Origin of the sequence: Mesorhizobium sp. M1217 (assembly GCF_040318275.1) — a bacterium.
Classification (GTDB): domain Bacteria; phylum Pseudomonadota; class Alphaproteobacteria; order Rhizobiales; family Rhizobiaceae; genus Mesorhizobium.
Window position 1 is genome coordinate 1 of record NZ_JAMYMA010000030.1, and the last position, 24,434, is coordinate 24,434.

The window sequence follows — 24,434 nt, forward strand, 5'->3', positions numbered from 1 at the left end:
GCCGCCGATGCTGCCAAAGTTCCCATCAGCCATCGCATCAAGAAATGCGCCTGGAACGACGACTATCTCATCAATGCCATCACTCATATGCGATAGCCCTGCCCTTGAGGGGGAGATGTCCGGCAGGCCAGAGGGGGGTGCTGTCCCGCCAACATTTCTGATCGCCTACCAGTCCATCACCACCTTGCCGGAATTGCCGCTCTTCATCGCTTCGAAGCCGGAAACATAGTCGTCGATGCCGATGCGGTGGGTGATCAGGCCGCTGACATCGAGAGGACCCTGCACCAGCGCAATCATCTTGTACCAGGTCTCGAACATCTCGCGGCCGTAGATGCCCTTCAGATGCAGCATCTTGAAGATGACCTTGTTCCAGTCGATTTCGAAGCCGGTCGGCGCGATGCCGAGAATGGCGATCTTGCCGCCATTGTTCATGGTGTCGATCATGTCGCGGAAGGCAGGGGCTGCGCCCGACATTTCGAGGCCGACGTCAAAGCCCTCGGTCATGCCAAGCGCCGGCATCACGTCGCGCAGCTTTTCCTTCGATGCGTCGACGACATGCTGAACGCCAAGCTTTTTCGCCAGTGCCAGGCGCACCGGGTTGATATCGGTGATGACCACTTTTCGCGCGCCGACGCACTGCGCCACCAGTGCACCCATGATGCCGATAGGCCCGGCGCCGGTGACCAGCACGTCCTCGCCGACGAGATCAAAGGACAATGCGGTGTGAACAGCATTGCCTAAGGGATCGAAGATCGCCGCGATCTCGTCGGGCACGTCGTCGGGGATCGGCACCACATTGTGCTGCGGGATCGCCAGGTATTCGCCGAAGGCGCCCGGCCGGTTGACACCGACGCCAAGCGTGTTGCGGCAAAGGTGCCCCCTGCCCGCCCGGCAGTTGCGGCAATGGCCGCAAACGATATGGCCCTCGCCGGAAACGCGCTGGCCGACCTTGTACTCGGTCACCGCCGCGCCGAAATCGGCGACGGTGCCGACGAATTCGTGGCCGGTCACCATCGGCACCGGCACGGTCTTTTGCGCCCACTGGTCCCAATTATAGATGTGAACATCTGTGCCGCAGATCGCGGTCTTCCTGATCTTGATCAGCACGTCGTTGGGGCCGATCTCCGGCACCGGCACCTCTTCCATCCAGATGCCCGGCTCGGCGCGGGCTTTGACGAGGGCCTTCATCATGTTCGACATTCTGTAGTCCCTTGAAAGTCTTGATCGGGGATGGCTTTTCGATTCCGGCCGTTCAGGAAATCACGCCGAGTTCGCGACCGACTGCGGCGAACGCCTCAACCGCACGATCGATGTCTGCGCTGGAATGGGCGGCCGACATCTGCGCGCGGATGCGCGCCTGGCCCTTCGGCACCACCGGGAAGGAGAAGCCGATGACGTAGATGCCGCGCTTCAGCATGCGCGCCGCCATCTCCTGCGCCAGCGTCGCGTCGCCCAGCATCACCGGGATGATCGGATGGTCGGCGCCGGCCAGCGTAAAGCCGAGCCTGCCCATCTCGGAGCGAAACCGCGCTGCATTGGCATATAGGCGCTGACGCAACGCATCGCCATTGCGGATCAGCTCGAACACCCGGAGCGAGGCGCCGGCGATCGCCGGCATCAGCGTGTTGGAAAAAAGATAGGGCCGCGAGCGCTGGCGCAGCCAGTCGACCACCGGCTTCCTGCCCGACGTGTAGCCGCCCGACGCTCCGCCCAATGCCTTGCCGAGCGTACCGGTGATGATGTCCACCCTGCCCTCGACGCCACAATGTTCGGCCGAGCCACGGCCATTCCTGCCGACGAAACCAACTGCATGGCTGTCGTCGACCATCACCATCGCATCGTATTTGTCGGCGAGGTCGCAGACGCCCTTCAGATTGGCGATGATGCCATCCATCGAGAACACGCCGTCGGTGGCGATCAGCCGGAACCGGCAGTCGCTCGCGTCTTTCAACCGCGCCTCCAGATCGGCCATGTCGTTGTTGGCGTAGCGGAAGCGCTTTGCCTTCGACAGCCGCACGCCGTCGATGATCGAGGCGTGGTTCAGCGCATCGGAGATGACCGCATCCTCCTCGCCGAGCAGCGTCTCGAACAGGCCGCCATTAGCGTCGAAGCAGGAGCCGTAGAGGATAGTGTCCTCCATGCCGAGGAAATCAGAAATGGTCGCCTCGAGCTGCTTGTGTTCTTCCTGCGTGCCGCAGATGAAGCGCACCGACGCCATGCCGTAGCCGTAACGGTCGAGCGCCTGCTTGGCTGCTTCCCGCAGTTCGGCGCTGTCGGCGAGGCCGAGATAATTATTGGCGCAGAAATTCAGCACCTTCTCGCCGCCCACCTCGATCTCGGCCGATTGGGTCGAGGTTATCACCCGCTCGGATTTGTAGAGACCTGCCGATTTCAGTCCTTCAAGCTCGCTGTCGATGTGGGAAAGGAATGCTTCGGTCATGATCAGGCCCTGTTGAGATCGATGAGGACTGTCGCGCCGCGCGGACGAAAAATCCATCGCAAAAGCGACCGCTTCGGTGGCGGCAATGGCACGGCAGAGGCCACGATGTTCAAATGCAGAGGCGCCGCGAAAGATTGCAATAACCACTTTGCGGGTTTCCCGCCACGGTCGTCGCCGCCGGCCTGTTGCCATCCCAAAGCTGTTAACACTTTGAAGCCAAAGGTTGTCGCACAAGAATTCGTTGGCGAGAGGCCGCCTCAGAAAATGTCACACCAGCCGGTGCACGCCGTTTCGGGCAGGCTCATACTCCTGATCAAATCCGGCTACTGGCTGGCTCTGCTGATCATAGCCGCCATGGTCGTGGCCTCCTTCATCCTGCTGCAGCAGGTGATGGCGACCCAACGGCACAATCAGGCGCTGCTCGATATCGTCAGCACACAAAAAGCCCTGTCGCAGCGCATCGTCTTCCTTGCCGGCGCCACAGGCAGCGCCCCGCGCGATCAAGAGCGCGCCCTGGTTACCGCGCTCAAACAAGCGACGGTGGAGTTCGAGAAGAATTACGATCTGCTGCTCGAACGAACCGCCGCGGATCCGGTGTCGCCGGCAAGGTTCGATCCGAAATCGATCGAGAGCGTGCTTTTCGCCAAGCCGTACCATCTCGACTATTTCTCGGTCGGGCTGATCGCCAATGGCGAGCGCCTGATCTCTTCATTCGAATCGCGGCTCAACACGACAGGCAGCGGCGGCTACAAGGGCGGAGAGGAGCGCGTTAATCTGGACGCTTCCGTTGCCAACGCAACTTTGTCGGGCTACGCAGCACTCGGCCAGCGCATCAGCGCCTACGCGGACCAGCGCTCCGAAAGGCTCCTCGATCTTCACCGCACATTGTTCTACTCGACCATCGGCGTCATGCTGCTGGTGGCACTTTTCATTTTTCGGCCGATGTCGAATGCCATCTTGCGCCGGACGCGCGAGCTGGTCGATGCACGCAATTCCATGGCCTTCATTGCCGTGCATGATGGGCTGACCGGCCTGCACAACCGTACCTTCCTGACCGACCATTTCGATACGTTCATCAGTGGTGCGCAGCGAAGGCGTGAGCGGGTCGCCGTAGTGCAGTTCGACCTCGACCGGTTCAAGCAGATCAACGACACGCTCGGCCATGCCGCCGGCGATTATGTGCTGGTGGTGGCCGCGCAGCGCATGCGCGATTCCTGCCGGACGTCGGATCTCAACGTGCGTCTCGGCGGCGACGAATTCGTTGTCGTCCTCAACGACGCCGGCAGCACCGCGGACATCGATATCGTCGCCAGACGCATGCTGGCCAAACTCAATGAGCCGGTCATCTTCCAAGGCACGACGATCCATCCAGGCGTAAGTGCCGGGATTGCGGTCTACCCCGTCGACGCCGACAATGCGCAGGACCTGCTCGTCCATGCCGATCTGGCACTCTATTCAGCCAAGAGGCAGGGCGGCGGCAGTTTGTCGTTCTTCTCCGATGAGCTGAGGCGCGAACTTGATAATCGCAAGCAGCTCGAACTCGACATCAGGATCGCCATCTCTGAGAAGGCGTTCGAAGTCTATTTCCAGCCGCAGGTGTCGCTGTCGGATGGCGCTATCAGTGGCATCGAGGCTTTGGTTCGCTGGAGGCATGCCGAGCGCGGCATGATCGCGCCGGGCGAGTTCATTCCGATCGCAGAAAAATGCGGCTTGATGCCCGAGATCGGCCGCATCGTTATTGCCAAGGCGATCGACGAAGCAGCCGAATGGAACCGCGCAGGCATCGCCTTCGGACGGATCGCCGTCAATGTGTCCGGCTCGGAGCTGCGCGAGACAGATTTCGAAGTCTTCCTGTTCGGTACGCTGGAGAGGGCTGGCCTGCCCGCGCACAAACTATCGCTGGAGATCGTCGAATCCGTCATTCTCGATGACGAGAAGACCGGTATCGCGGCAAAGCTGCGGCACATCCGCGCCGCCGGCATCCATCTTGAGCTCGATGATTTCGGCACCGGCTACGCATCGCTCAGCCATGTCAATCCAAACGAGATCGACCGGCTGAAGATCGATCGCCGTTTCGTCCAGAACATCAACGAGAACAGCGGCAACACCAAGATCGTGCGTGCCCTCACCGAGCTCGCCCGCGGTCTCGGCATCTCGATCGTCGCCGAGGGCGCCGAAACCGAAGCCGAGCTCGACTCGCTGATGGCGATCGGCTGCGACCAGGTGCAAGGCTATTCCATCGCTTTCCCGATGCCACCGGACAGGGTGCGCGAATGGCTGGTGGCCCGGGCGCCCAAGAAGGCCAGGCTGACGGTGCTGCAGGGCAGCCGGGCGTAGATCCGTCATGGTTCGGGCTTGCGAACCGACCTGATGAGCCGAGGCGGAAGGTCATCCTCATCACCGGGAAATGCTGCCAGCAATTGTCCAATGTTGGGCACACGCGCCAGTTTTTCGTAGTCCTGAAATGACAAAATGACCGCCTGCTTGCGGCCGCGCCGCGTGATGGCCGCCGGTTCTCCCGCGACGACCTGATCGAGCAGCGCCGAGAGTGTAGTCCTGGCATCCTTCAGCGAAATTTCGCGCATAGCGTTTTCCTAGCCTAATTCTAACCCTCGACATTGGCCCGCAGCGCGGCCAGCACCTGTGCAAACTCCGCCAACCTGTCGTCGGATAATCCCTTCCGCAGCCGCTTGTCGAAGGCTAACGCGGCGGTGCGCAATTTCAGGAACAGCGCTTCTCCGGCTTGGGTCAGCTCCACCTGGTGAACCCGGCGATTTTCGGGATCGCGGCGCCGTATCAGCAGGCCTTGCGTCTCCATGGCGTTGAGATGATGGGTCAGTGTTGCGCCCCGAATACCGATCATGCCGGCGAGCTCGCGTTGGTTGGCCAGCTCCCGCGACTTGACCGACAGCAAAGTCACCCAGACCGGCAGCGTGCCCCCCGCCTCGACCAGGGCAGCGTCGAAAGCCTGCGCGACCAGCTTGGCGGTGCGGGCGAGATTCATCCCGATCGGCGGGCGGTCAAAGGGCGTCATGATCCGACACTAGAACAAGGGCAAAGCCTATGGAACCGGCTCGAGCTTATGCGTTGACATCTAATCATTTGATATCTATCCATATGGTTAGCGGTGGGCAAGAGAGGAAATGCGGTCATGCAATATGTCTACATCATCGTCCTCGGCCTTCACGTCATGGCGGGTGTGTTCTGGGCCGGCACCACCATCGCGGTTGCCCGCGAACCGGAGATCCGGGCGGAACGTTTCTTCCGGCCGCAAATGGGCGCGGCCGGCGTGGTTTTCCTCACGGGTTTGCTGCTCTGGTATTTCTTCCACAACGGCTCCTTCGGCTCGATGGAGAAGGTCCTGGCGCTGGGCATCTTGACTGCCTTGATTGCCGCCGGGGTCCAGGGCGCACTGGTGGGTTTCGCCAGCAGGCAGTTGGCCGGCGCTGATGCGGCGACGCAAACCCAGTTGCGCGCGAAGATGACAAAAGGCGAACGCATCGCCGGCGGGCTGCTGGTCATCACCGTGTTCTGCATGGCTACCGCCAGGATGTTTTGAGCGGCCTGCCGCAATCGCCAGATCGTACGGTGTCCGGCCGCAAGCCGGCGGCGTGCGCGGCGCGCAGAACGAGCCGAAGTACCGTGGTGGCTCTCCGTACGGAGGTTCGGCTGCGCGCCACCAATCAATCCAAAATATTCCTCAGATTCGCAAGCCGAACCTGATGCCGTCATAGATGGCGGCGTGGATGTTGCGCGAGGCTACTGCATCGCCGATGCGGAAGAGCACGAAACCGGCGTTAGGATTGCGCACGGGAAAGATGTCGCCGCCATTGACCAGCTTTTCGTAGTCGATCGCGCCGGTGTTCTTCGACAGCGGCTTCAGCGCCAGATAGAGATCGTCGAGCGGCAGCGTGCCGTGCTCGACCACCACCTGGTCGACGCGGCGCTCTCCGCGCCAGCCATCAGCGAAGTCGGAGGCGAGCTCGGCGATCAGCTGGTTGCCCTCGCGCCGCACCGAACGCAGCCGTGTGTTGATGGTCACCGTGACACCCTTTTCCTGGAAGGCGCGCATGTAAGGCACATGGTTCATGCCGCCCATTTCCGGCGCGAAGAAGCGCTCTGGTGAAACCAGCTCCAGCCTGGCGCCGCTGTTGGCGATCAGTTCGGCAGCACCCATGCCCTGATGGCCGCCATTGTCGTCATAGAGCAGCACGTTCTCGGCCGGCTTGACGCTGCCGGCCATGATGTCCCAGCTCGAGGTGACGAGATCGTCGCCCGCAGTCAGAGGCGGGTTCTGCGGCAGGCCGCCGGTGGCGATCACCACCACGTCCGGCGACAGCGCCAGCACGTCGTCCTTCTCCGCCCAGGTGTCGTAGCGGATCTCGACGCCGAGCCGGTCCAGCTCGGCCAGACGCCAGTCGATGATGCCGATCAATTCCTTGCGGCGGGGATTCTGCGTTGCCAGCCGCACCTGGCCGCCGGCCTGGCTCGATGCTTCCAGCACCGTTACCTGGTGCCCGCGCTCGGCGGCGACCCGCGCTGCCTCCAGCCCGCCGGCGCCGGCGCCGACCACGACCACCTTTCGCCTCGGTCCCGCGGTTTTCGGAATAATGTGCGGTATCGACGCCTCGCGGCCCGTTGCCGCATTGTGGATGCACAGCGCCTCACCGCCCTCATAGATGCGGTCGAGGCAGTAGGTTGCACCGACGCAAGGGCGGATCTCGTGCTCGCGGCCCTCCATCACCTTCCTGACGATGTGCGGGTCGGCAATGTGGGCGCGCGTCATGCCGACCATGTCGAGCTTGCCGGCGGCGATGGCGTGACGCGCGGTGGCGACGTCGGAAATCCGCGCCGCATGGAAGGTCGGGAATTTCGTCGCCGCCCTCACCTCGCCGGCGAAGTCGAGATGCGGCGACGACCGCATGCCGGTCACCGGAATGACTTTTGTCAGCGCGGCATCAGTCTCGATCGAGCCACGGATGATGTTGAGGAAATCGACCTTGCCGGAGCCGGCCAGCCGCCTGGCGATTTCGACGCCTTCCTGTTTCGACAGGCCTTTCTCGAAATCCTCGTCGGCGACCATGCGGATGCCGACGACGAACTTTTCGCCGACCGCGGCACGCACCGCATCGAGCACCATTCCGGTGAAGCGCAGCCGGTTGTCGAGCGAGCCGCCGAAATCGTCGTCGCGCTGGTTGGTGGCCGGCGACCAGAAGCCGTCCATCAGGTGGCCGTAGGCCTCGAATTCGATGCCGTCGAGGCCGGCAGCCTGGCAGCGCTGGGCGGCCGCCGCGTAGTCGGCGACGATGCGCTCGATATCCCAGTCCTCGATAATCTTGGGAAAGGCGCGATGCGCCGGTTCGCGCACCGGCGAAGCCGACAGCACCGGCAGCCAGTCGGCCTTGTTCCAGCCGGTGCGGCGGCCGAGATGGGTGATCTGGATCATCACCTTGCAGTCATGCTCGTGGCAGGCGTCGGCAAGCTCGGCGAGCCATGGCACGATGCGGTCGTCATAGACATGCAGGTTGCCGAAGGCGGCCGGGCTGTCGCGCGAGATGATCGCCGAGCCGGCGGTCATGGTCAGCGCCATGCCGCCCTTGGCCTTTTCGGCATGATAGAGCCGGTAGCGTTCTTTCGGCATGCCGTCCTCGGAATAGGCCGGCTCATGGCTCGTCGACATGACCCGGTTCTTCAGCGTCAGATGCTTGAGCTGATAGGGCTGAAGGAGCGGGTCGTTGCTAGTCATCGTCTTCCTGCTGTTTCAAATTGTGCTAATGAGCGGCAAATTTTTGTTTTACGCATGTCGCTATCCCAAAATCGCTGCGCAGTTTTGGGCGACATGCAGCAAGGAACCTGCTCATGACCGATACGAAAAACCTCACCCAGCTCGGCACCAACGTCGAGGCGCCACAGAGCCCTGAAGCGGCAGTCCTGGAAACCGTGCCGTTTTCGCGCGGCGACGGCCCGCCGGCCATCGTTCGCTTCACCTGCCCGGAATTCACTTCGCTCTGCCCGGTCACCGGCCAGCCGGACTTCGCCCATATCGTCATCGACTACGCACCCGATGCGCTGCTGGTGGAATCGAAGTCGCTCAAGCTGTTCATGACCTCGTTTCGCAACCATGGCGCCTTCCACGAAGAATGCACCGTCATGATCGGCCGCCGCATCATCGCCGCGACCAAGCCATTGTGGTTGCGCATCGGCGGCTACTGGTATCCGCGCGGCGGCATTCCGATCGACGTGTTCTGGCAGACGGGCGCCCCGCCGGAAGGTGTGTGGCTGCCCGACACCGGCGTCGCCCCCTATCGCGGGCGCGGGTGAGCCTGAGTTTCTGAGGAAAATACGTTGCATCAGTTGAGCGGGAGCCGCCGGTAGCGGCCGGGATTGTTCGGGTCGCTGAAATGGCCCATCGGCCCGTGTTCGGCGAAGTGGCCCGCCCAGCGTTTCATCGCAGCCGGATCGAGTTCGACGCCCAGCCCGTCACCCTCCGGCACGCGCACCGTATTGCCCGTCTGGCGGAAAGGACCGTCCTTGATGACATCGCCGATCTGCCAGCGAAACAGCGACTGCGATGCTTCGGTGATCCACGGTGTCGCCGCCACGACGTGCAGATAAGCCGATGTCATGATGCCGAGATCGTTCGAATAGCACCAGAACCCCTTGCCCATCGCCTCACAGGCGGCGATGAATTTCAGAGTTTTCGACAATCCGCCGAGTGCTGCGAAATTGCAGACGAAGTAATCCGGCGCACCGAGCGCGACTGCCCGTCTGAGATCCGGGATGTGCGTGGAGAACGGAATGCGCGAATGCTGGCGCAGCGCTGCCATCTCCTCGAAGGTCGCGACCGGATCCTCGTAATTGCGGATGTTGAACGGCTCGATCTCGCGCAGTACCCAGCGCGCTGTGGTCAGCGACCACTGCATGTTGGAATCGAGTTTGATCTGCGCCTTATCGCCAAGCGCCTCGCGCAGCATGCGCACTGTCCTGATCTCGAGCTCGGGATCGCCCATGATCAGCTTGCCCTCGAAGATCGTCGAGCCGTGCTGTTCTCGCATGCCGAGACAATAGTCGACGATCGCTTCGGCGGTCATCTCGCCGCCGGCTCCGCCTTGAGCGGGGCGAAAGGCGAAATATTCCGAAAACGGAATGTCCTTGCGCACCGCGCCGCCGAGCAGCTTATAGAGCGGCATGCCGAAGACCTTGCCTCTTATATCCCAGAGCGCCAGTTCGATGGCGCCGAACGCCACCGTGGCTGCGTTCTCGCCGGTGTTGGCGGTGATCTGCCAGGGCGGCACACAGCGCGCCTCGCAGTCGGCGATGTCGAGCGGATCGGCGCCAATCAGCGCCGGCGCGATCTCGGCCTTGATCACCTCGCCGAAATGCCACCATGGCGCCTCGCCCAGTCCGACCACGCCTTCGTCCGTCTCGACCTCGATGATCGATTTCGAGGCGCCGCCGTAGAGACCAGCCGTCCACCAGAACGGAGCATCGAGCGGGACGTTGACGTGGGTGACGCGGATGTTGCTGATCTTCATCGGTTCCGTTCTCACTCACACTGGTATTGGCTGAGCGCCCATTCGCCTGTCACCGAGAGCAGGTCCGATATCTTCCAGTCGCCGTCGACCTTTTTGAGCTTCCATTCCAGCCGGTGCGGATTGCCGGAGGCGACGAAAGCGACAACGACCTTGGCCTGGTCGCCCTTGACCGCTTCGATGGTCTTCAGGCTCTTGTCGATCTCCGCCTCGTCGTATTCGGCATTGTCGAGCGCCATGTTGGGATCGAGGCACTCGCCCTGCCCCGACTTCCGCAGCGCGTCGCTCTTGTCCAGCACCGACTTTGCCGGATCGGTGAAATGGCCCCGCTGAGCCGGATCGACCTCGAGCCCGGCATGCTCGTAGAACGGCTTCACCACCGCCGTCGGCGAGCCCGGCTGCACGGGTGCGGCCGGTGCGTTTTCTGCCGGCGACTCTGCCGGCGGAGGTGCCGCGTTGTCGGCCGGCGCGTCTGTGGGCGGCGCGCCCAACAGGCCCTGAGCGGCGGCGCTGCTCAATCCGGCCAGCAGGCACCCAGTCGCCAGAACCCAGGGACGGCAGCGGAGCACGGCATCACTCCGGGGTCTGCCCGGCCAGACATTCGAGCGCACTGAGTGTCCAGCCGCTGGTCTTCGAGGTGATGTCGGCGACCTTCCACTGGCCATCGATCTTCCTGAGTGACCAGACCATTTCGCGTTTGGAATCATCGCCTTCCGGGAAAAGGTTGAACGTCGCCGACACCTCGGCGCTGTCGCCATCCAGCGTTTCGGCCAGCGTCAGCGTCTTGGCCACGGTCTTCTCGTCATAGTCCTGCGCATCGAGACCAGGGGCGAAGTCGATGCAGGGAACTTCATCCGGATGGTTCTTTGCCGCGTTGTCGTTCAGTTCGAACAGTTTCGTCACCGGCGCGGTGAAGCGGTCGCGATATTGCGCATCGGCCTCGAATTTGACCGACGGGACATAGAAGAACTTCACGGCGTTGGCAGCAGGGCCGGCAAACGCGGCCGCCGGCAAGGCCATCGAAAGCGCGGCAACAAAAAGTGGCAGTTTCATGCGTGTCCCCGATTGTTCACTGACGGAAGCTATCAGTACCACGCATCTTGCCTGTCGGCTTTCTTGCGGTCCATGAAATCCTGCAACGCGTCCTCTGCTGGCAACTCAGGCGTTCAGCCAGACGTTCTGGAGATCCATCTCGAAGGTTTGGTGGACACCGTAGTTCTTCACCTTCTCGTTCATGTGGCTGAACAGCTTCTGCCAAAACGGCTGAATGATGACGCCCGAATCCTGGAGGATCTGCTCGATGTCCTTCATGACCTCGCGGCGCTTCTCGACGTCGATAAGCGACAGAGCCTGCTTGAGCTTGGCATCGAAATCAGGGTTCGAGTAGCCGGTTTCGTTCCACGCCTCGCCGGTGCGATAGCCGAGCGCCAGCACCTGGACGCCAAGCGGGCGCATGTACCAGATGGTCATCGAATAGGGGTATTTCGTCCAGTCGTTCCAGAAGGTCGAACCCGGCAGCACGGTGCGCTTCACCTTGATCCCGGCATCGCGCAACTGGCCGGCAATAGCGTCGCCGGTATTCTTTTGCCAATCGTCCTCGACGGTGATCAGTTCATGCTCGAAGTCGGCCTGCTTGGCCTCGGCCATCAGCTTCTTGGCGCCCGCGGCGTCACGTGTCTTCTTGGGCAGCGCGAAGTATTCCGGATGAATCGGGCTGACGTGATGGTTTTCACCAACAGTCCCTCGCCCGGCATAGCCAAGTTCGAGCACCGCCTGGTTGTCGACGGCCATTTGCAGCGCGTTGCGGACGCGCTTGTCGTCGTAGGGCTTGTGCGTGACGTTGGTCCGGGCAACGAGCGTGGTCGCTGTCGCGACCTCCGATTTTACCAGCCCCATCTTGTCGAGGATGTCTATGAAGTCGGCGGGCGTCTCGAAGTTGAGATCGATTTCGCCGGAGTCGAATGCATTTATCGACGCGTTGAAATCGGTTCCGTAGTCGATGAATTCGACGCCGTCGAGAAGCGCTTCACCGCCCCACCACTTGCCAGTCTCACGACGCTTGACGACCGCTTTCTGGCCGACCGCATAAGACACCAGTTCGAACGGCCCGGTGCCAATCGGCTTCTCGATCGGATTGGCACCGTCGGCGTCGAAGTTGCGATGGACCACCAGCGCCGGATAGTCGGTGAAGTTCGGGATCAGCGAGATGTCCGGCTCGTTCAGCTTCAGCTTGACCGTGTTGTCGTCGACCTTGGTGATCGCGCCATCCCTGGCCTTGCCGGTTTTTGCGTCGATCAGTGCACCGACGCGCGCGGCCATGGAATTGCCGGCTGCAGCCTTTTCGCACCAGCGCGTCAGATTGTAGGCCACATCATCGGCGCCGAAAGCATCACCATTGGTCCAGGTGATGCCCTTGCGCACATGCAGCACATATTCGGTGGCGTCGTCATTGACCTCCCAGCTTTCAAGCAGAACCGGCTCGAAAGTGAACTGGCGGGTGTAGCGGACAAGCGGCTCGAGCCAGCAGCGTGAAATGTTCGCAAGTTCCACCCAGTCGTAGGTGCGCGGGTCCTTTTGTGCCTTCACCGACATCGAAACATGCAGCGTGCCGCCTTTCTTCGGCTCTTCAGCCAAAGCCCGTTCTGGCACGGCAAGACCGATCATGCCGTAGGCAAGGGCCGTCGATGCGCCGAAAGCGCTTGCCAGAGCCAGAAACTCGCGCCGATCCACACGACCTGCACGCGCCTCGCTGGCCATCGCTTCGATGGCGCTCGGTACGCGATCACCATTGCTTCTGAAGAGTGTCATTTTTTCCTCCGTTATGGTTCCCATCGGGTCTTCGCCCGTTATCAACTAACGCTGTCCGGTAGTTTCTCCTCGCGCCGCGCAATCAAATCTTTGAGACCATCGGCGATGCCCTCATCGAGCTTCGGCTCCTCATAATCGGCGAGCATGTTGCGCGCTTTCTCGCGGCCGCGACTGTCGTGGTCCTTTGCTCCTTCCGCCTTCCACTGTTCGAACGAATTGAAGTCCATGATGCTCGGTATGAAGAAGGCGGACTCGAAATGCTGGAGCGTGTGTTGGGTGCCGAGGAAATGGCCCTGCGGTCCGACCTCGCGGATAGCCGCCATAGCCTCCTTGAAATCGTCGAATGGCAGCCCGCCAGCATATTTGTACCAGCCGACAAGCTGCTCGCAGTCGGTGGCAAATTTCGAATAGCCGCAGGTCAGGCCGGCCTCGAGCCAACCGGCGGAGTGCCAGATGTAGTTGGCGCCGGCAAGGATGGCGGCATGCATCAGCATGTTCGCCTCGTAGCCCGCCTGGGCGTCGTTCAGCTTCGAACCGACATGGAAACCGGACGTGCGCCACGGCAGCCGATACTTCCGCGCCAGCGCGCCCATGAGATACATCATCTGGGCCGCCTCCGGCGTGCCGCCCATGGGAGCGCCGGTCTTCATGTCGACCGTCACCATGAACTGTCCGTAGATCTGCGGCGAACCCGGACGCAAGAGCTGTGTGAACGCGACGCCCGCCAGCGCTTCGGCATTGACCTGCGCGACCGCACCGACTGCAGAGGCCGAAGTCGAGGCGCCGCAAAGGGCGAAGGGCGCGAGGATCAGCGGCTGGTTGTGGCGCGCATAGACTTTCATCGCGTCCAGCATGGTGGCATCCCAGACCAGCGGCGAATTGCAGTTGGTGATCGCCACCAGGACCGGGTTGTCGCGGACATAGTCCTCGCCGAACACGATGCCTGCCATCGCCATCGTGTCTTCGGCTCGATCTTTGGAGGTCACGATGCCCATGAACGGCTTGTCGGAGTGCTTCAGCGCTGAATGGATGATGTGGAGGTGACGCTTCGGCACCGCGATTTCCATCGGCTCGCAGATGATCGAGCTCGACGAATGCAGCGCCGGCGCCATGTAGGCCAGCTTGTGGAAATTGTTGAGGTCGGCGAGTGTGCCGTAGCGCCTGTTGTTGTCGAGGTCGCGCACATAAGGCGCCCCGTACATCGGCACGAAGATGGAGTTGTTTCCACCCACACGTACGGAACGCTGGGGATTCCTCGCATTGAGCGTGAACTCCGACGGGACCTTCGAGACGAGGTCCATCAGCAGGGCGCGGTCGATCCGGACCCTTGTCTCGGAGACATCGGCGCCCGCCGCCTTCCACATTGCGATAGCCTCGTCGTCGCGGAACTCGCATCCCACCTCTTCGAGGATGCTGAGCGACTCCTGGTGGATGAGCTCCACCGCCTCGTCCGGGACCATCTGATACACCGGAATCTTGCGAACCAGGGTCGGAAATGACGCTACGGGAGCTCCCCGCAGCGCCTTGCGCCCCAGGCGGCCACCCGCGCGACGATTGGTATGTTCGCTCACTTCAACGGCCGGTGCGTTCATGGAGGCTCCATCTTCCTGTCTCGATCAATCTAGCCAGACAAAATGCAGCTGTGACGCTGGAAAATCCTGATCTCTTGTATAAGCTCAGCTTATGCGAAGCTTGCGCCATCTGCTGCCCTCGGCCGGCAGCCTGATCGTTTTCGAGGCCGCCGGCCGGCTGTCGAGCTTTACCGCCGCCGGGCGGGAGCTCGGCATGACGCAGGCTGCCGTCTCCTATGCGATCCGTGGGCTCGAGGAGCAGCTCGGCGCCAAACTCTTCCAGCGCCGCCACCGGCAAGTCAGCCTTACCGAGGCCGGCGACCGCTTTCACGCCGACGTCTCGCTCGGCCTGTCGCACATCCGCAAGTCGGCTGAGGATCTGCGCCAGATCGCCGTCGGCGCGCATGTGACGCTCGCCGCCTCGACCGCATTCGCCTCGTTCTGGATGATGCCGCGCCTGCAGCAGTTTCGCGACGAACTGCCGGGCATCGACCTGCGCATCCAGACCGCCGACCGCGATCTCGACATCATCGCAGAGGATATCCCGCTCGGCGTCCGCGGCGGCGAGCCCAAGGAATGGACGGATTATCATTCGCTGCCGCTGGCTGATGAAGTGATATTCCCCGTCGCCGGCGCTAGTTATGTGGCGCGATTCGGGCTGCCGGAGAGCGTCGCGGACCTCCCATCGCACCGCCTCATCCATCTCGAAGAGCCGTTTCGCGAGGCCGCCAGCTGGGACGAATGGTTCGCCTCGGCCGGTGTCGACATCGCCGATGCCGGGCGTGGCTTGCGCATCAACGACTATGCGCTGGTGATCCAGGCAGTCATGGAAGGGCAAGGCATCGCGCTCGGCTGGGGTCACCTCGCCGAGCGGCTGCTGGCATCAGGGCTGCTGGTGCGCGTCACCGGCCACACAATGACGACCGGCAAGGGCTTTCATGTCATCTGGTCGAGGAACCGCGAGCTCAGCGACAACGCCCGCAAGGTGCGGGACTGGCTGGCGGCGCAAGCGTGAGGCTATCCCACAATGCCCGGTCAAACCGTCACGACGATCTTGCCGAATTGTTCGTTCGACTCGAGATAACGATGCGCCTCGACGATCTGATCAAACGGAAAGGTTCTAGCGATTGCGGGCTTCAGCGAACCCGATTTCAGTCCATCAAGGATGAATGTCTTGGCGGCCTGTAGCCGGGCCGGATCGCGCACGATCTCGTGGACGAGATAGCCGCGCAGCGTCAGCGTCTTGCCTAGCACTGCAGGTAACGGAAAAGGTGTCGGGTCGGGGCTCAAGCCGCCATATTCGATGAGAATGCCACCCCGTGCCATCGCTGCCGTCAGAGGCTCGAAGATCGGCCCGCCGACCGCGTCGAACACCACGCGCACGCCGTCCGGGCCGGCGATTTCCTTCAACCTGGCTTCCAGATCCACCTCTGCCGAGGCGATGACGTGGGCCGCGCCGAACTCAAGCAGAGTCCGCTTCTTGGCGGACGTCCGTGTGACGGCGATCGGGGTCGCGCCAACCAGGTTGGCAATCTGGATCGCCGCCAGTCCGACGCTGCTCGATGCCGCAGTGATGACGACAAAGTCCTTCCTGCCGAGTTTGGCAATGTCGATCAGCGCACCGTAGGCCGTGAGATATTGCATCCACGCAGCGGCGGCCTCTTCCCAGCTCAGCGATGGTGGATGCTTGACGACGAGCTCGGCGGGATATGTGGCAATCTCACCATAGGCAGGCCAGCGGGCCATCGACACTGGCGGCACGATGCTGACGGCATCGCCCGGCGCAAACCCGTCCACGCCTTCGCCGACCGTTTCGACGAGGCCAGCGGCCTCAAGCCCAAGACCGGAAGGCAACGGCGCGGTTTGGATATATCTGCCTGAACGCAGCAACGCCTCGGCCCGGTTCAGACCCAACGCCTTGACACGGATCTGGATCTCGCCTCGTCCCGGCGCAGGCATGTCGACATTCTCGATGCGCAGAACCTCGGGACCACCCAGCTCATAAAAACGAACGACACGCGCCATCGGTCACAACTCCAAAATATTTGCACTGAATGTGCTATGCCAGCGGCAATCAGGCGGATAAATAGCCGCTTGAGTAGATCAGTGGAAACTGTGGGTTTTGAATATGGATCGCCTTACCAGCATGGCCGTGTTCGTCAAAGCCGTCGACCTGGGCTCGTTCGCGGCCGCGGCGGCGGCTCTTGATCTGTCCGGGCCGATGGTCGGCAAGCATGTCCGGTTTCTCGAGGAGCGCCTGGGCGTGCGCCTCATCAACCGGACCACGCGCCGCCAAAGCCTGACGGATTTCGGGCGCGCCTATTATGAACGCTGCCGGCTGGTGCTTGCCGAAGCGGAGGCCGCGGATGCACTCGCCGCCGACCAGCTTGCCGAACCGCGCGGAAAGCTGCGCGTCCTCATGCCGGTGCATTTCGGCCGGCGCTGCGTTGCCCCGATCCTGTTCGGGCTTGCGCAGCAATATCCGGCGCTGGAACTTGACCTGTCGTTCAGCGACGCCCTCGCCGACCTCGCCGAGGACGGCTGCGACCTTGCCATCCGAACGGGCGATCTGGAGGACCAGGCCGGGGTGATGGCGCGGCGCGTCGCGCGCCAGCACATGGTCGTCTGCGCGTCGCCATCCTATCTCGACAGGCACGGCCAGCCGCAGGCGATAGATGACCTCGGCAGCCATCACGCGATCATCTACCGCCGTTCCGGGCGTGCCGTTCAGCCGTGGCTGTTTCCACGCAATGGCCAGCCTGCGACGGAGGTCAGGCTCGCTGGCAGATTGCGGCTCGACGATCTCGATGCCATCGCCGATGCCGCGGCCGCCGGCATGGGGCTCGCCTGGCTGCCATACTGGCTGGTTCGCCAGCGCATTCAGGCGGGCGTACTTGTCCCGCTATTGCCGGAACAGCCGAGGTTTCTCTATGACGCCCATGCGCTGTGGCTGCAGACGCCACATCTGCCGATGAAAGTCCGCCTTGCCGTCGATGCACTGGCGGCAGCGCTGCCCAAGCTCATGAGTTGAAGGCACGGTCGCGGTCAGCTGCGTGGATTTCCTCGAGAACGACCCGACGATTGAACAATAATCTATATGGTAAGATTTCGAATATACAGGAGGTAAACCAGAACAACTGTTAGCGATATCGAAATAATCGTCCAAATAGTGAACAAAATTACTCTTGCAATACGACTCTTTCGACGCTGTATCCATCGAGCGAAGTTTACCATTAAGTAATCTAGGATGAATCCAAATGTCGCCTCCAACGGCCATTCGCTTCAGATTTTGGCCTTCGCCCGACTAAATCCACTAAGTCAATTGGGGGCCAAGCCCATTCACTTCAACAATATTCCTATCTCTACATCGTGGCGGGACAGCACCCCCCTCTGGCCTGCCGGCCATCTCCCCCGCAAGGGGGGAGATTGGCGGTTCATGCGTCCCGCCGACCTTTGAGACATTGGAGACTGGCGGAGGCCGAGGCGACATCCGATCTCCCCCCTTGCGGGGGAGATGGCCGGCAGGCCAGAGGGGGGTGGGACGGAGCGCAACGGAGCAGTCTCCCTGCCTTGCAACAATCAACGCTATTCTCCCCCTCCCGCATCGACCACGAATCCGCCTATAGTGCTGCCATGCCCATTCGCCAGCTTTCCGAAACGATGATCAACCAGATCGCCGCCGGCGAAGTCATCGAGCGTCCGGCAAGCGTGGTCAAGGAACTGGTCGAGAACGCGCTCGATGCCGGCGCCACGCGTGTCGAGATCGTCACCGCTGGTGGCGGGCTGAACCTGATCCGCGTCAGCGACGACGGCTCGGGCATTCCGGAAAAGGAACTGGCGCTGGCGATTGCGCGCCATTGCACCTCCAAGCTCGCCGACAACATTCACGACATCCGCTCGCTTGGCTTCCGCGGCGAGGCTTTGCCGTCGATCGGCTCGGTGGCGCGGCTGTCGATCCGCTCGCGCACCGCATCAAGCGAAAACGCCGCCGAGATCGGCATCGCCGGCGGCCGCGTCTCCGCCGTCAGGCCCGCCGCCGCCAATCGCGGCACCACGGTCGAGGTGCGCGACTTGTTCTTCGCCACGCCGGCGCGGCTCAAATTCATGAAGGGTGAGCGCGCAGAAAGCTCGGCCATCGGCGACGTGGTCAAGCGCATCGCCATCGCCTTCCCCGCCGTGCGCTTCACGCTCGCCGGCCCGGACCGCTCGACGCTGGAGCTGCCGGCGACTGAGGACAGCCCGGAAGGCCGGCTGCGCCGGGTGGCACAGGTGATGGGCGCCGACTTTCCCGACAATGCGATCGCCATCGACGCGGTGCGGGACGGCGTGCACCTCGCTGGCCATGTCTCGGTGCCCTCCTTCACCCGCGCCAACGCCCTGCAGCAATATGCCTATGTCAACGGCCGCCCGGTGCGTGACAAATTGATCGCCGGCGCCATTCGCGGCGCCTTCGCCGACGCGCTGCCGCGCGACCGCCATGCCGTCACCGTGCTGTTCCTGACGCTCGATCCGGCGATCGTCGACGTCAACGTCCATCCGGCCAAGGCCGACGTGCGCTTCCGCGATCCGGGGCTGGTGCGCGGCCTGATCGTCGGCGCCATTCGCGAAGCACTGTCCAATGCCGGGATCCGCGCCGCCACCACCGGTGCCGCCGGCATGATGGCAGCGTTCCGGCCGGGCGCGGCATCCTATGCGCATGGCGGGCCGGCCAACGGTCACCGCAGCTACGAGGCCGCCTATCGGGCATCGGGCTTTGCCGGGTTCGACCCTGCCCGTTCGCCGCAGCGGCCGCTCGATATGGGCTCTGCAAATGGCGGCTTCGGCGAGGACGAGCAGGCGGCCTTCGACGCCGGCCCACTGCACAGTGCCGACGCGCGCGCCGGACAGGATCAGGCGGCAGAGACGCTGCTCGGCACGGCCCTGGGCGCGGCGCGCGCGCAAGTGCATGAGAACTATATCGTCGCCCAGACCAGGGATTCGCTTGTCATCGTCGACCAGCATGCGGCGCATGAGCGGCTGGTCTACGAGGCCTTGAAGAACGCCCTCCACTCACGCGCGGTGCCGTCGCAGATGTTGCTGCTGCCCGAGATTGTCGATCTGCCGGAGGAAGACGCCGAACGGCTTGCCATGCATTCCGAGACGCTCGCCCGCTTCGGCCTCGGTATCGAGCGCTTCGGCCCAGGCGCCGTTGCGGTGCGCGAGACGCCGTCGATGCTCGGCGAGACCAACGTCCAGCAGCTGGTGCGCGACCTCGCCGACGAAATCGCCGACAATGACACGGTCGACACGCTGAAGGAGCGGCTGGACAGGATAGCCGCGACCATGGCCTGCCATGGCTCGGTACGTTCCGGCCGGCTGCTCAAACCGGAAGAGATGAACGCGCTGCTGCGGCAGATGGAGGCGACGCCCGGCTCCGGCACCTGCAACCACGGCCGCCCGACCTACATCGAACTCAAGCTGGCGGATATCGAGAGGCTGTTCGGGCGACGGTAAGCATTACCTGGGCAACCCCAAGCGAGGCACCCGCTCAATTCGCCAATTGATGATACTTCTTAGTTTTAAGAGAGAAAACATAGTCCATTGTATAGCCAGCGCCGCCGCCACGAAAGTTTACTGAAATGATCTCGGCGATTTTTTTCGTCTGTTTTTGAACATTCATGTAGATTGGCGTCATCAGCATTCCCGCGTCGCAATTGTCGTCATCGAACTCGATCTCTTGATAGACTTTCTTGCTTCGCTTGCCGATGACTTGCAATTTTCGCATGCAAATTCCGGCTTCGGTTTTCGCGTAGATGCCTGAAAACCTGTCGGTAGCGGTCTGCGCCCAGAACGGGATCTCAACGGTTCCGTCAATCTTCCCGTCGCCGGTATCGTCCAGGCTAGCAACTTTCTTGAGCGTGACGGGATGTTTGTCCGCACCCTTGCTCCAGGTTCCTGTTGCGCCGCTTTCACCAATGTCGAGAGAAAATGGGCATCCACTGGTGTCGACGGGCGTTTTCGAACCCATGACCAGCACCCGGTCGAATTCCTTGTCGTCCGCAATCTCGCAAAGGGATACGCTGGTGCCGTTGATCTTGCCGTACACTGCTATCGGGCTTTGCTTCGCGTCGTAGAAATAGCTCCCCTCGACCGTAATCCCGCTGCCGAAACTGTCATTCCTCTGCAGCGACAGATGGACTGGGGTAGGCCCAATGAAACCTTCGAAGTTTTCGATCTGATACCAACCCGCGACGGCATTTTGGCTGAACAGCAACAAGAAAAAAATTGCGGAGATAAACTGCATTCCCATGTCGACCCCTCGCCACGCTTCGCAAACGCAATCAACATAGACGCCGGCCTGGCTCATGTCTGCATCGCAATGGTCGTCAGTAACGGCTCATGGTTTGAGTCGGGAAAAAGCTTCAATTATCTGAATCACCTCCTCAAATTCACCACGATGACGCCGCCCAGCGCCAGCGCCCCGCCGATTATGCCGAGCAGCGTCGGCACCTCGCCCAGCCAGAAGAAGCCGATCAGCGTCGCCACCGGGGACACCAGATAGAGGAAGTTCGATGCGCGCGCCGCCGGCAGCCGGGAAAGTGCTGTTGCCCAGGCAGCGTAGGCGATGAGACTGGGCACGATGCCGAGAAAGATGACGGCGCCGAGCCCGGCGGTGTTGGCGGTAGCCGCTTGCGCCAGGCCGCTCGGCAGGAACGGCGACAGGCAGAGCGCGCCGAGCACCATGTTCGAGGCCGAGATGGTCAGCGGGTGGTGGCGACCAAACAGCGGCTTCTGGACGATGGTGTTGACGGCCGAGCACAATGCCGAGCCGAGGACAAGCAGCGCACCATCGTTGAAATGCAAGCCTTGCCCCTCGCCCATGGCGATGATGCCGATACCGGCGAAGGACAGGAATGTGCCGGCCCAGGCCAAGCCTGAGAAGCGTTCGCCGAGCAGCGCCATGGCCATGATGGCGGTGAAGATCGGGCTGACATTGATGATGAAGCCCGCCGCACCTGCCGAAACGGTCAGCTCGCCGAAATTGAGCATCACCGTGTAGAGCGCGACGAAGACGGCACCACCGAAGACAAAGCGCCAGAGTTCGTCGAGCCTGGGCAGAGCCGGCCGCTTGACCGCGAGAAAGATCGCCGCCGGAACGGCGGCGATGGCAAAGCGCAACGCGCCAAGTTCCAGCGGCCCGAAGGCGGCAAGGCCGGCGCGGATCGCCGGAAAGGCCGAAGCCCAGCCGACCACCGTCAGCGCCACCGCGATGGCAGCGGTGGTGTCCATCCGCTGTGTCGGATTCAACGTTCCGGAATAGACGCTCATCTCGGTGTCCTCGCGATCCAATGCCATGAAGTAGAGAAACGCTATTGCGCGTCGATTGACAAACGAACAAATCGAGTATCACCTGTGACTATGGATCACAGCTCAGACTCGATGCTGCCGCTTGAAACCCTGCGCGCCTTCGATGCCGCGGCGCGGGCAGGCAGCTTTTCGGCGGCGGCCGAGAAGCTCAACATCACCCATGGCGCCGTCAGCCGGCAGATCGCCAAGCTCGAGAACTGGCTCGGGCTGAAAGTCTTCGATCGCGGCGCGCGCGGCGTCTCGCTGACCGTCGAGGGCAATCGCCTGCATCTGCGCACCACTGAAGCCTTCGCCCTGATCGCCAGCAATTCGGATCGCTGGGTAGAGCCGCGCGGCACGGCGGTGGTGCGGCTGACCTCGATCCCCTCGGTCAGCGGGCTGTGGTTGATGCCGCGCATGGCGGCGCTGGAGAACCAACCGTCCAAGCTGCGCATCGTGCTCGACGTCGACATCCGCCAGGGCGATCTTGCCGACGAGGGCATCGACCTGTCGATCCGCTGCGGGCGCGGCCGCATTCCGGGCCGGATCTCGGTGCAGCTTTTCGAGGAATATGTGTTCCCGGTCGCCTCGCCGGAATTGGCCAGGGAGATCGGCCGCGGCGATCCGGCCCGGCTGCTCGAATTTCCGGTGATCAACGATTCCGACGCTTCGGCGTGGCGCGCCTGGTTTGCGGCGCAGGAGATGGACTATCGGCCGCGGCCGCACGACCGCCGTTTCGAGGATTACAACCTCGTGCTCGACGCCGCCGCGCACGGGCTCGGCATTGCGCTGGCGCGTCCGCCATTGACGGTGGACCAATTGAAATCGGGCCGCATCGTCGCCGTGGACGAGCGCGGTGCCCTCAGCCCGATATCCTACTGGCTCGACCGGCCGCTGGGGCGGCCGCGCGCCGCGGCAGCCGAACTTGCTCGTCGCATCGCAGTCCAGGCCGGGCTGCCAGCGGAGAGGATCGAAGAGTTTATCATCGCCGAAGAATGAGATGCCTGAAGCGCGTCGCGTTCGACCGGCCTCATGCGACGCGCTTCAGGTTCTTGTGTTTATGCATGTCGTTATCGCAAAACCGCTGCACACTTTTGCGCGACATGCATTGGCATCCGCTTTGCCGGCTTGTTCGAGCAAGTGTCACCAGAAACAGAGGCAGGCAAAGCCAACCAAGCTTGACCTCGCCGCAATTTGTGGCGATGACATCGTCATGAATTTCGGCTCCACCCCATGATGAACCGTTTCGAAGGCCCCGGCGGCAAGGAAGCCCGCATCCGCTATCTCGACGGCGACTTCCAGGTGACTAGCCCCGGCGCCTTCGTTCGCTGTGCGGTGACCGGCGAGAGCATCCCGCTCGACGAGCTCAAATATTGGAGTGTCGCCAGGCAGGAACCCTATCTGAATGCCGCTGCATCATTGCGCCGCGAGATCGAAGCGCATCCGGAACTGCGCCGCCGACGGTAGTCTGACGCAAATGCAAGTCGCCCCGTTGCGATCCTTCGCGCGCCGTCTCCTGCCGCGACGTCAAGCCAGCGACACCGAAACCTTAGAAGTTATCTTGAAATAAAAAACCCGCCTCGGGGCTCGAGGGCGGGTCGTCGGCGAATCATCACCATACCTAAATTACTAGCATAGCTGCCGGCACAAAGCAAGAACAAAAATACACTCGACCCGCGGAAAGATGCAAATTCCAGTCCCCACATCGCCTCGGTCTCAAGCTGCCGGTCAGCCTTTAAGCCTGCGCTGCCGCCAGGCATCCAGCGTTTCGTCGATGATGCGTTGCGGCACATGGTCGAGCTCGAAGACGGTGTCGATCTCCAGCACATCGAGCCGGTCGAGGAATTCCGGCGGCGCTGCGCCGTGACGCAGGCGGGCAGCATCCTTGGCAGTGGTAATCAGGCCAAGCCCGGCTTTACGTGCCGTCGCCGCCAATTCGGCAAGCTCGTCCGCGCTGTAGAAATGATGGTCAGGAAACGGTCGGGTCAGCGCAAGCTCGCCGCCGGCCTCGGCTACGGTGTCGAAAAACTTGTCGGGATGGCCGATGCCGGCGAACGCCAGGAACCGCCTGCCGGCCAGCGTCACCGTGCTGCTCGGGGCGGTGTGCGCCTCGAAGATCGGCCTGCCGGCGCGCGCTGCCTGGCGCACGACCGTATCGGCCGCGGTGCCCTCGCCCATCTTCAGCAAGCCGCTGGTGAAGACCAGCTGGTCGACGATGTTCGCCCGCAGCGGTCCGCCGGGGATGACGCGGCCATTGCCGATGCCATGGCGCGCGTCGACGACGACCAGCGCATAATCGATGTGGATGCGCGCGCTCTGAAAACCGTCATCCATGATCAGGAAATCGCAGCCGAGCTTCTCCAGCAGAAGCCTGGCGCCGGCGGCCCGGTTCGGCGTCACCGCGACCGGCGCATGTTCGGCCAAAAGCAGCGGCTCGTCGCCGACATGCTTGGCGGCGTCGTGGTGCGGATCGACGACATGCGGCTGCGCGAAGGAGCCGCCATGGCCGCGCGACAGGAAACCGGGATTGAGCTGCATGCGCCGGGCCTGCTCGGCCAATGCGATCGCCACCGGCGTCTTGCCGGTGCCGCCGACCGTGAAGTTGCCGATGCAGAGCACCGGCGCCTCGACTTTTTCGCGCGGCGCGTGCCGCATGCGGCGACCGGCGATAAGCGCATAGATGGCGGAAAGCGGCGACAGCGCCACGACCCGCCAGTCCGGCTCTTCCCACCAGAAGGGCGGCGCTTCCGAGGTCAC

22 protein-coding genes are annotated in these 24,434 nt (G+C 62.6%); 8 read left to right on the forward strand and 14 right to left on the reverse strand.

All coding sequences use genetic code 11. From position 1 onward, the window contains the following. Positions 1 to 165: 165 nt before the first annotated feature. Both tdh and NKH37_RS31790 read right to left on the reverse strand, forming a co-directional pair. Positions 166 to 1,200, reverse strand: a complete 1,035-nt coding sequence (tdh, locus tag NKH37_RS31785) for an L-threonine 3-dehydrogenase (RefSeq protein WP_353006773.1) — start codon at positions 1,198 to 1,200, stop codon at positions 166 to 168. Between the two features lie 52 nt (positions 1,201 to 1,252). Continuing rightward, positions 1,253 to 2,440 (reverse strand): glycine C-acetyltransferase, encoded by a 1,188-nt coding sequence (locus NKH37_RS31790; RefSeq protein WP_353006776.1) that lies wholly within the window; start codon positions 2,438 to 2,440, stop codon positions 1,253 to 1,255. Positions 2,441 to 2,704: 264 nt separating this feature from the next. Here NKH37_RS31790 and NKH37_RS31795 point away from each other — a divergent pair, with 264 nt between their 5' ends. Next, complete coding sequence (locus NKH37_RS31795) at positions 2,705 to 4,777, forward strand: putative bifunctional diguanylate cyclase/phosphodiesterase (protein ID WP_353006778.1); 2,073 nt, start codon at positions 2,705 to 2,707, stop codon at positions 4,775 to 4,777. Positions 4,778 to 4,782: 5 nt separating this feature from the next. On the opposite strand, the gene NKH37_RS31800 is transcribed toward NKH37_RS31795, so the two are convergent. Continuing rightward, the gene (locus NKH37_RS31800) at positions 4,783 to 5,025 is read right to left on the reverse strand and encodes a type II toxin-antitoxin system Phd/YefM family antitoxin (RefSeq protein WP_023717185.1); all 243 of its coding nucleotides are present in this window, start codon (positions 5,023 to 5,025) and stop codon (positions 4,783 to 4,785) included. A gap of 20 nt (positions 5,026 to 5,045) precedes the next feature. Beyond that, positions 5,046 to 5,474 (reverse strand): MarR family winged helix-turn-helix transcriptional regulator, encoded by a 429-nt coding sequence (locus NKH37_RS31805; RefSeq protein ID WP_023717184.1) that lies wholly within the window; start codon positions 5,472 to 5,474, stop codon positions 5,046 to 5,048. 117 nt (positions 5,475 to 5,591) lie between these two features. Here NKH37_RS31805 and NKH37_RS31810 point away from each other — a divergent pair, with 117 nt between their 5' ends. Next, a complete protein-coding gene (locus NKH37_RS31810; RefSeq protein WP_353006782.1) occupies positions 5,592 to 5,999 on the forward strand; it encodes a hypothetical protein in 408 nt (135 codons plus the stop codon). 141 nt (positions 6,000 to 6,140) lie between these two features. On the opposite strand, the gene NKH37_RS31815 is transcribed toward NKH37_RS31810, so the two are convergent. Continuing rightward, on the reverse strand, positions 6,141 to 8,186 hold the full coding sequence (locus tag NKH37_RS31815; protein ID WP_353006784.1) for an oxidoreductase: 2,046 nt from the start codon (positions 8,184 to 8,186) through the stop codon (positions 6,141 to 6,143). A gap of 113 nt (positions 8,187 to 8,299) precedes the next feature. Here NKH37_RS31815 and queF point away from each other — a divergent pair, with 113 nt between their 5' ends. Continuing rightward, the gene (gene queF / locus NKH37_RS31820; protein ID WP_023674394.1) at positions 8,300 to 8,761 is read left to right on the forward strand and encodes a preQ(1) synthase; all 462 of its coding nucleotides are present in this window, start codon (positions 8,300 to 8,302) and stop codon (positions 8,759 to 8,761) included. Between the two features lie 29 nt (positions 8,762 to 8,790). Here the strand turns inward: queF and NKH37_RS31825 are convergent, their stop codons facing one another. The 5 genes from NKH37_RS31825 to NKH37_RS31845 all read right to left on the reverse strand — a co-directional run bounded on the left by NKH37_RS31825 (position 8,791) and on the right by NKH37_RS31845 (position 14,372). Then, a complete protein-coding gene (locus NKH37_RS31825) occupies positions 8,791 to 9,975 on the reverse strand; it encodes a mandelate racemase/muconate lactonizing enzyme family protein (protein WP_023717180.1) in 1,185 nt (394 codons plus the stop codon). A gap of 11 nt (positions 9,976 to 9,986) precedes the next feature. Beyond that, positions 9,987 to 10,541 (reverse strand): hypothetical protein, encoded by a 555-nt coding sequence (locus NKH37_RS31830; RefSeq protein ID WP_353006786.1) that lies wholly within the window; start codon positions 10,539 to 10,541, stop codon positions 9,987 to 9,989. 4 nt (positions 10,542 to 10,545) lie between these two features. After that, positions 10,546 to 11,025: a DUF3828 domain-containing protein gene (locus NKH37_RS31835; RefSeq protein ID WP_353042322.1), complete on the reverse strand. Its 480-nt coding sequence runs from the start codon at positions 11,023 to 11,025 to the stop codon at positions 10,546 to 10,548. A 105-nt stretch (positions 11,026 to 11,130) separates the two neighbouring features. Next, the gene (locus NKH37_RS31840; protein ID WP_353006789.1) at positions 11,131 to 12,780 is read right to left on the reverse strand and encodes an ABC transporter substrate-binding protein; all 1,650 of its coding nucleotides are present in this window, start codon (positions 12,778 to 12,780) and stop codon (positions 11,131 to 11,133) included. A gap of 41 nt (positions 12,781 to 12,821) precedes the next feature. Beyond that, positions 12,822 to 14,372: a trimethylamine methyltransferase family protein gene (locus NKH37_RS31845; RefSeq protein ID WP_353006791.1), complete on the reverse strand. Its 1,551-nt coding sequence runs from the start codon at positions 14,370 to 14,372 to the stop codon at positions 12,822 to 12,824. A gap of 91 nt (positions 14,373 to 14,463) precedes the next feature. On the opposite strand from NKH37_RS31845, the gene NKH37_RS31850 reads away from it, so the two are divergent. Next, positions 14,464 to 15,366 carry a LysR substrate-binding domain-containing protein gene (locus tag NKH37_RS31850; protein ID WP_353006794.1) on the forward strand — a complete coding sequence of 301 codons (903 nt, stop codon included), beginning with the start codon at positions 14,464 to 14,466 and terminating at the stop codon, positions 15,364 to 15,366. A gap of 20 nt (positions 15,367 to 15,386) precedes the next feature. Here the strand turns inward: NKH37_RS31850 and NKH37_RS31855 are convergent, their stop codons facing one another. Further along, positions 15,387 to 16,376, reverse strand: a complete 990-nt coding sequence (locus NKH37_RS31855) for a zinc-dependent alcohol dehydrogenase family protein (RefSeq protein ID WP_353006796.1) — start codon at positions 16,374 to 16,376, stop codon at positions 15,387 to 15,389. A 103-nt stretch (positions 16,377 to 16,479) separates the two neighbouring features. On the opposite strand from NKH37_RS31855, the gene NKH37_RS31860 reads away from it, so the two are divergent. Both NKH37_RS31860 and mutL read left to right on the forward strand, forming a co-directional pair. Further along, entirely contained in the window at positions 16,480 to 17,382 is a 903-nt protein-coding gene (locus NKH37_RS31860; protein WP_352845189.1) for a LysR family transcriptional regulator, read from the forward strand. Positions 17,383 to 17,984: 602 nt separating this feature from the next. Next, positions 17,985 to 19,844 (forward strand): DNA mismatch repair endonuclease MutL, encoded by a 1,860-nt coding sequence (mutL, locus tag NKH37_RS31865; RefSeq protein WP_353006799.1) that lies wholly within the window; start codon positions 17,985 to 17,987, stop codon positions 19,842 to 19,844. A gap of 34 nt (positions 19,845 to 19,878) precedes the next feature. Here the strand turns inward: mutL and NKH37_RS31870 are convergent, their stop codons facing one another. Together NKH37_RS31870 and NKH37_RS31875 are read right to left on the reverse strand one after the other, a co-directional pair. Beyond that, the gene (locus NKH37_RS31870) at positions 19,879 to 20,697 is read right to left on the reverse strand and encodes a hypothetical protein (protein ID WP_353006802.1); all 819 of its coding nucleotides are present in this window, start codon (positions 20,695 to 20,697) and stop codon (positions 19,879 to 19,881) included. 68 nt (positions 20,698 to 20,765) lie between these two features. Next, positions 20,766 to 21,659: a DMT family transporter gene (locus tag NKH37_RS31875; protein ID WP_352496156.1), complete on the reverse strand. Its 894-nt coding sequence runs from the start codon at positions 21,657 to 21,659 to the stop codon at positions 20,766 to 20,768. A gap of 111 nt (positions 21,660 to 21,770) precedes the next feature. On the opposite strand from NKH37_RS31875, the gene NKH37_RS31880 reads away from it, so the two are divergent. Both NKH37_RS31880 and NKH37_RS31885 read left to right on the forward strand, forming a co-directional pair. Beyond that, positions 21,771 to 22,676, forward strand: coding sequence for a LysR substrate-binding domain-containing protein (locus NKH37_RS31880; RefSeq protein ID WP_352496157.1), 906 nt, complete (start codon positions 21,771 to 21,773; stop codon positions 22,674 to 22,676). Positions 22,677 to 22,910: 234 nt separating this feature from the next. After that, positions 22,911 to 23,144 carry a DUF2093 domain-containing protein gene (locus NKH37_RS31885; RefSeq protein WP_031193470.1) on the forward strand — a complete coding sequence of 78 codons (234 nt, stop codon included), beginning with the start codon at positions 22,911 to 22,913 and terminating at the stop codon, positions 23,142 to 23,144. 261 nt (positions 23,145 to 23,405) lie between these two features. Here NKH37_RS31885 and lpxK read toward each other — a convergent pair whose 3' ends face one another. Continuing rightward, positions 23,406 to 24,434 carry a tetraacyldisaccharide 4'-kinase gene (gene lpxK / locus NKH37_RS31890; RefSeq protein ID WP_023717168.1) on the reverse strand — a complete coding sequence of 343 codons (1,029 nt, stop codon included), beginning with the start codon at positions 24,432 to 24,434 and terminating at the stop codon, positions 23,406 to 23,408.

What these genes read in the sequence shown, in the direction of transcription:
- tdh (WP_353006773.1), bottom strand. Translation starts at nt 1,200, where the DNA reads ATGTCGAACATGATGAAGGCCCTCGTCAAAGCCCGCGCCGAGCCGGGC.
- NKH37_RS31790 (WP_353006776.1), bottom strand. Translation starts at nt 2,440, where the DNA reads ATGACCGAAGCATTCCTTTCCCACATCGACAGCGAGCTTGAAGGACTG.
- NKH37_RS31795 (WP_353006778.1), top strand. Translation starts at nt 2,705, where the DNA reads ATGTCACACCAGCCGGTGCACGCCGTTTCGGGCAGGCTCATACTCCTG.
- NKH37_RS31800 (WP_023717185.1), bottom strand. Translation starts at nt 5,025, where the DNA reads ATGCGCGAAATTTCGCTGAAGGATGCCAGGACTACACTCTCGGCGCTG.
- NKH37_RS31805 (WP_023717184.1), bottom strand. Translation starts at nt 5,474, where the DNA reads ATGACGCCCTTTGACCGCCCGCCGATCGGGATGAATCTCGCCCGCACC.
- NKH37_RS31810 (WP_353006782.1), top strand. Translation starts at nt 5,592, where the DNA reads ATGCAATATGTCTACATCATCGTCCTCGGCCTTCACGTCATGGCGGGT.
- NKH37_RS31815 (WP_353006784.1), bottom strand. Translation starts at nt 8,186, where the DNA reads ATGACTAGCAACGACCCGCTCCTTCAGCCCTATCAGCTCAAGCATCTG.
- queF (WP_023674394.1), top strand. Translation starts at nt 8,300, where the DNA reads ATGACCGATACGAAAAACCTCACCCAGCTCGGCACCAACGTCGAGGCG.
- NKH37_RS31825 (WP_023717180.1), bottom strand. Translation starts at nt 9,975, where the DNA reads ATGAAGATCAGCAACATCCGCGTCACCCACGTCAACGTCCCGCTCGAT.
- NKH37_RS31835 (WP_353042322.1), bottom strand. Translation starts at nt 11,025, where the DNA reads ATGAAACTGCCACTTTTTGTTGCCGCGCTTTCGATGGCCTTGCCGGCG.
- NKH37_RS31840 (WP_353006789.1), bottom strand. Translation starts at nt 12,780, where the DNA reads ATGACACTCTTCAGAAGCAATGGTGATCGCGTACCGAGCGCCATCGAA.
- NKH37_RS31845 (WP_353006791.1), bottom strand. Translation starts at nt 14,372, where the DNA reads ATGAACGCACCGGCCGTTGAAGTGAGCGAACATACCAATCGTCGCGCG.
- NKH37_RS31850 (WP_353006794.1), top strand. Translation starts at nt 14,464, where the DNA reads ATGCGAAGCTTGCGCCATCTGCTGCCCTCGGCCGGCAGCCTGATCGTT.
- NKH37_RS31855 (WP_353006796.1), bottom strand. Translation starts at nt 16,376, where the DNA reads ATGGCGCGTGTCGTTCGTTTTTATGAGCTGGGTGGTCCCGAGGTTCTG.
- NKH37_RS31860 (WP_352845189.1), top strand. Translation starts at nt 16,480, where the DNA reads ATGGATCGCCTTACCAGCATGGCCGTGTTCGTCAAAGCCGTCGACCTG.
- mutL (WP_353006799.1), top strand. Translation starts at nt 17,985, where the DNA reads ATGCCCATTCGCCAGCTTTCCGAAACGATGATCAACCAGATCGCCGCC.
- NKH37_RS31870 (WP_353006802.1), bottom strand. Translation starts at nt 20,697, where the DNA reads ATGAGCCAGGCCGGCGTCTATGTTGATTGCGTTTGCGAAGCGTGGCGA.
- NKH37_RS31875 (WP_352496156.1), bottom strand. Translation starts at nt 21,659, where the DNA reads ATGAGCGTCTATTCCGGAACGTTGAATCCGACACAGCGGATGGACACC.
- NKH37_RS31880 (WP_352496157.1), top strand. Translation starts at nt 21,771, where the DNA reads ATGCTGCCGCTTGAAACCCTGCGCGCCTTCGATGCCGCGGCGCGGGCA.
- NKH37_RS31885 (WP_031193470.1), top strand. Translation starts at nt 22,911, where the DNA reads ATGATGAACCGTTTCGAAGGCCCCGGCGGCAAGGAAGCCCGCATCCGC.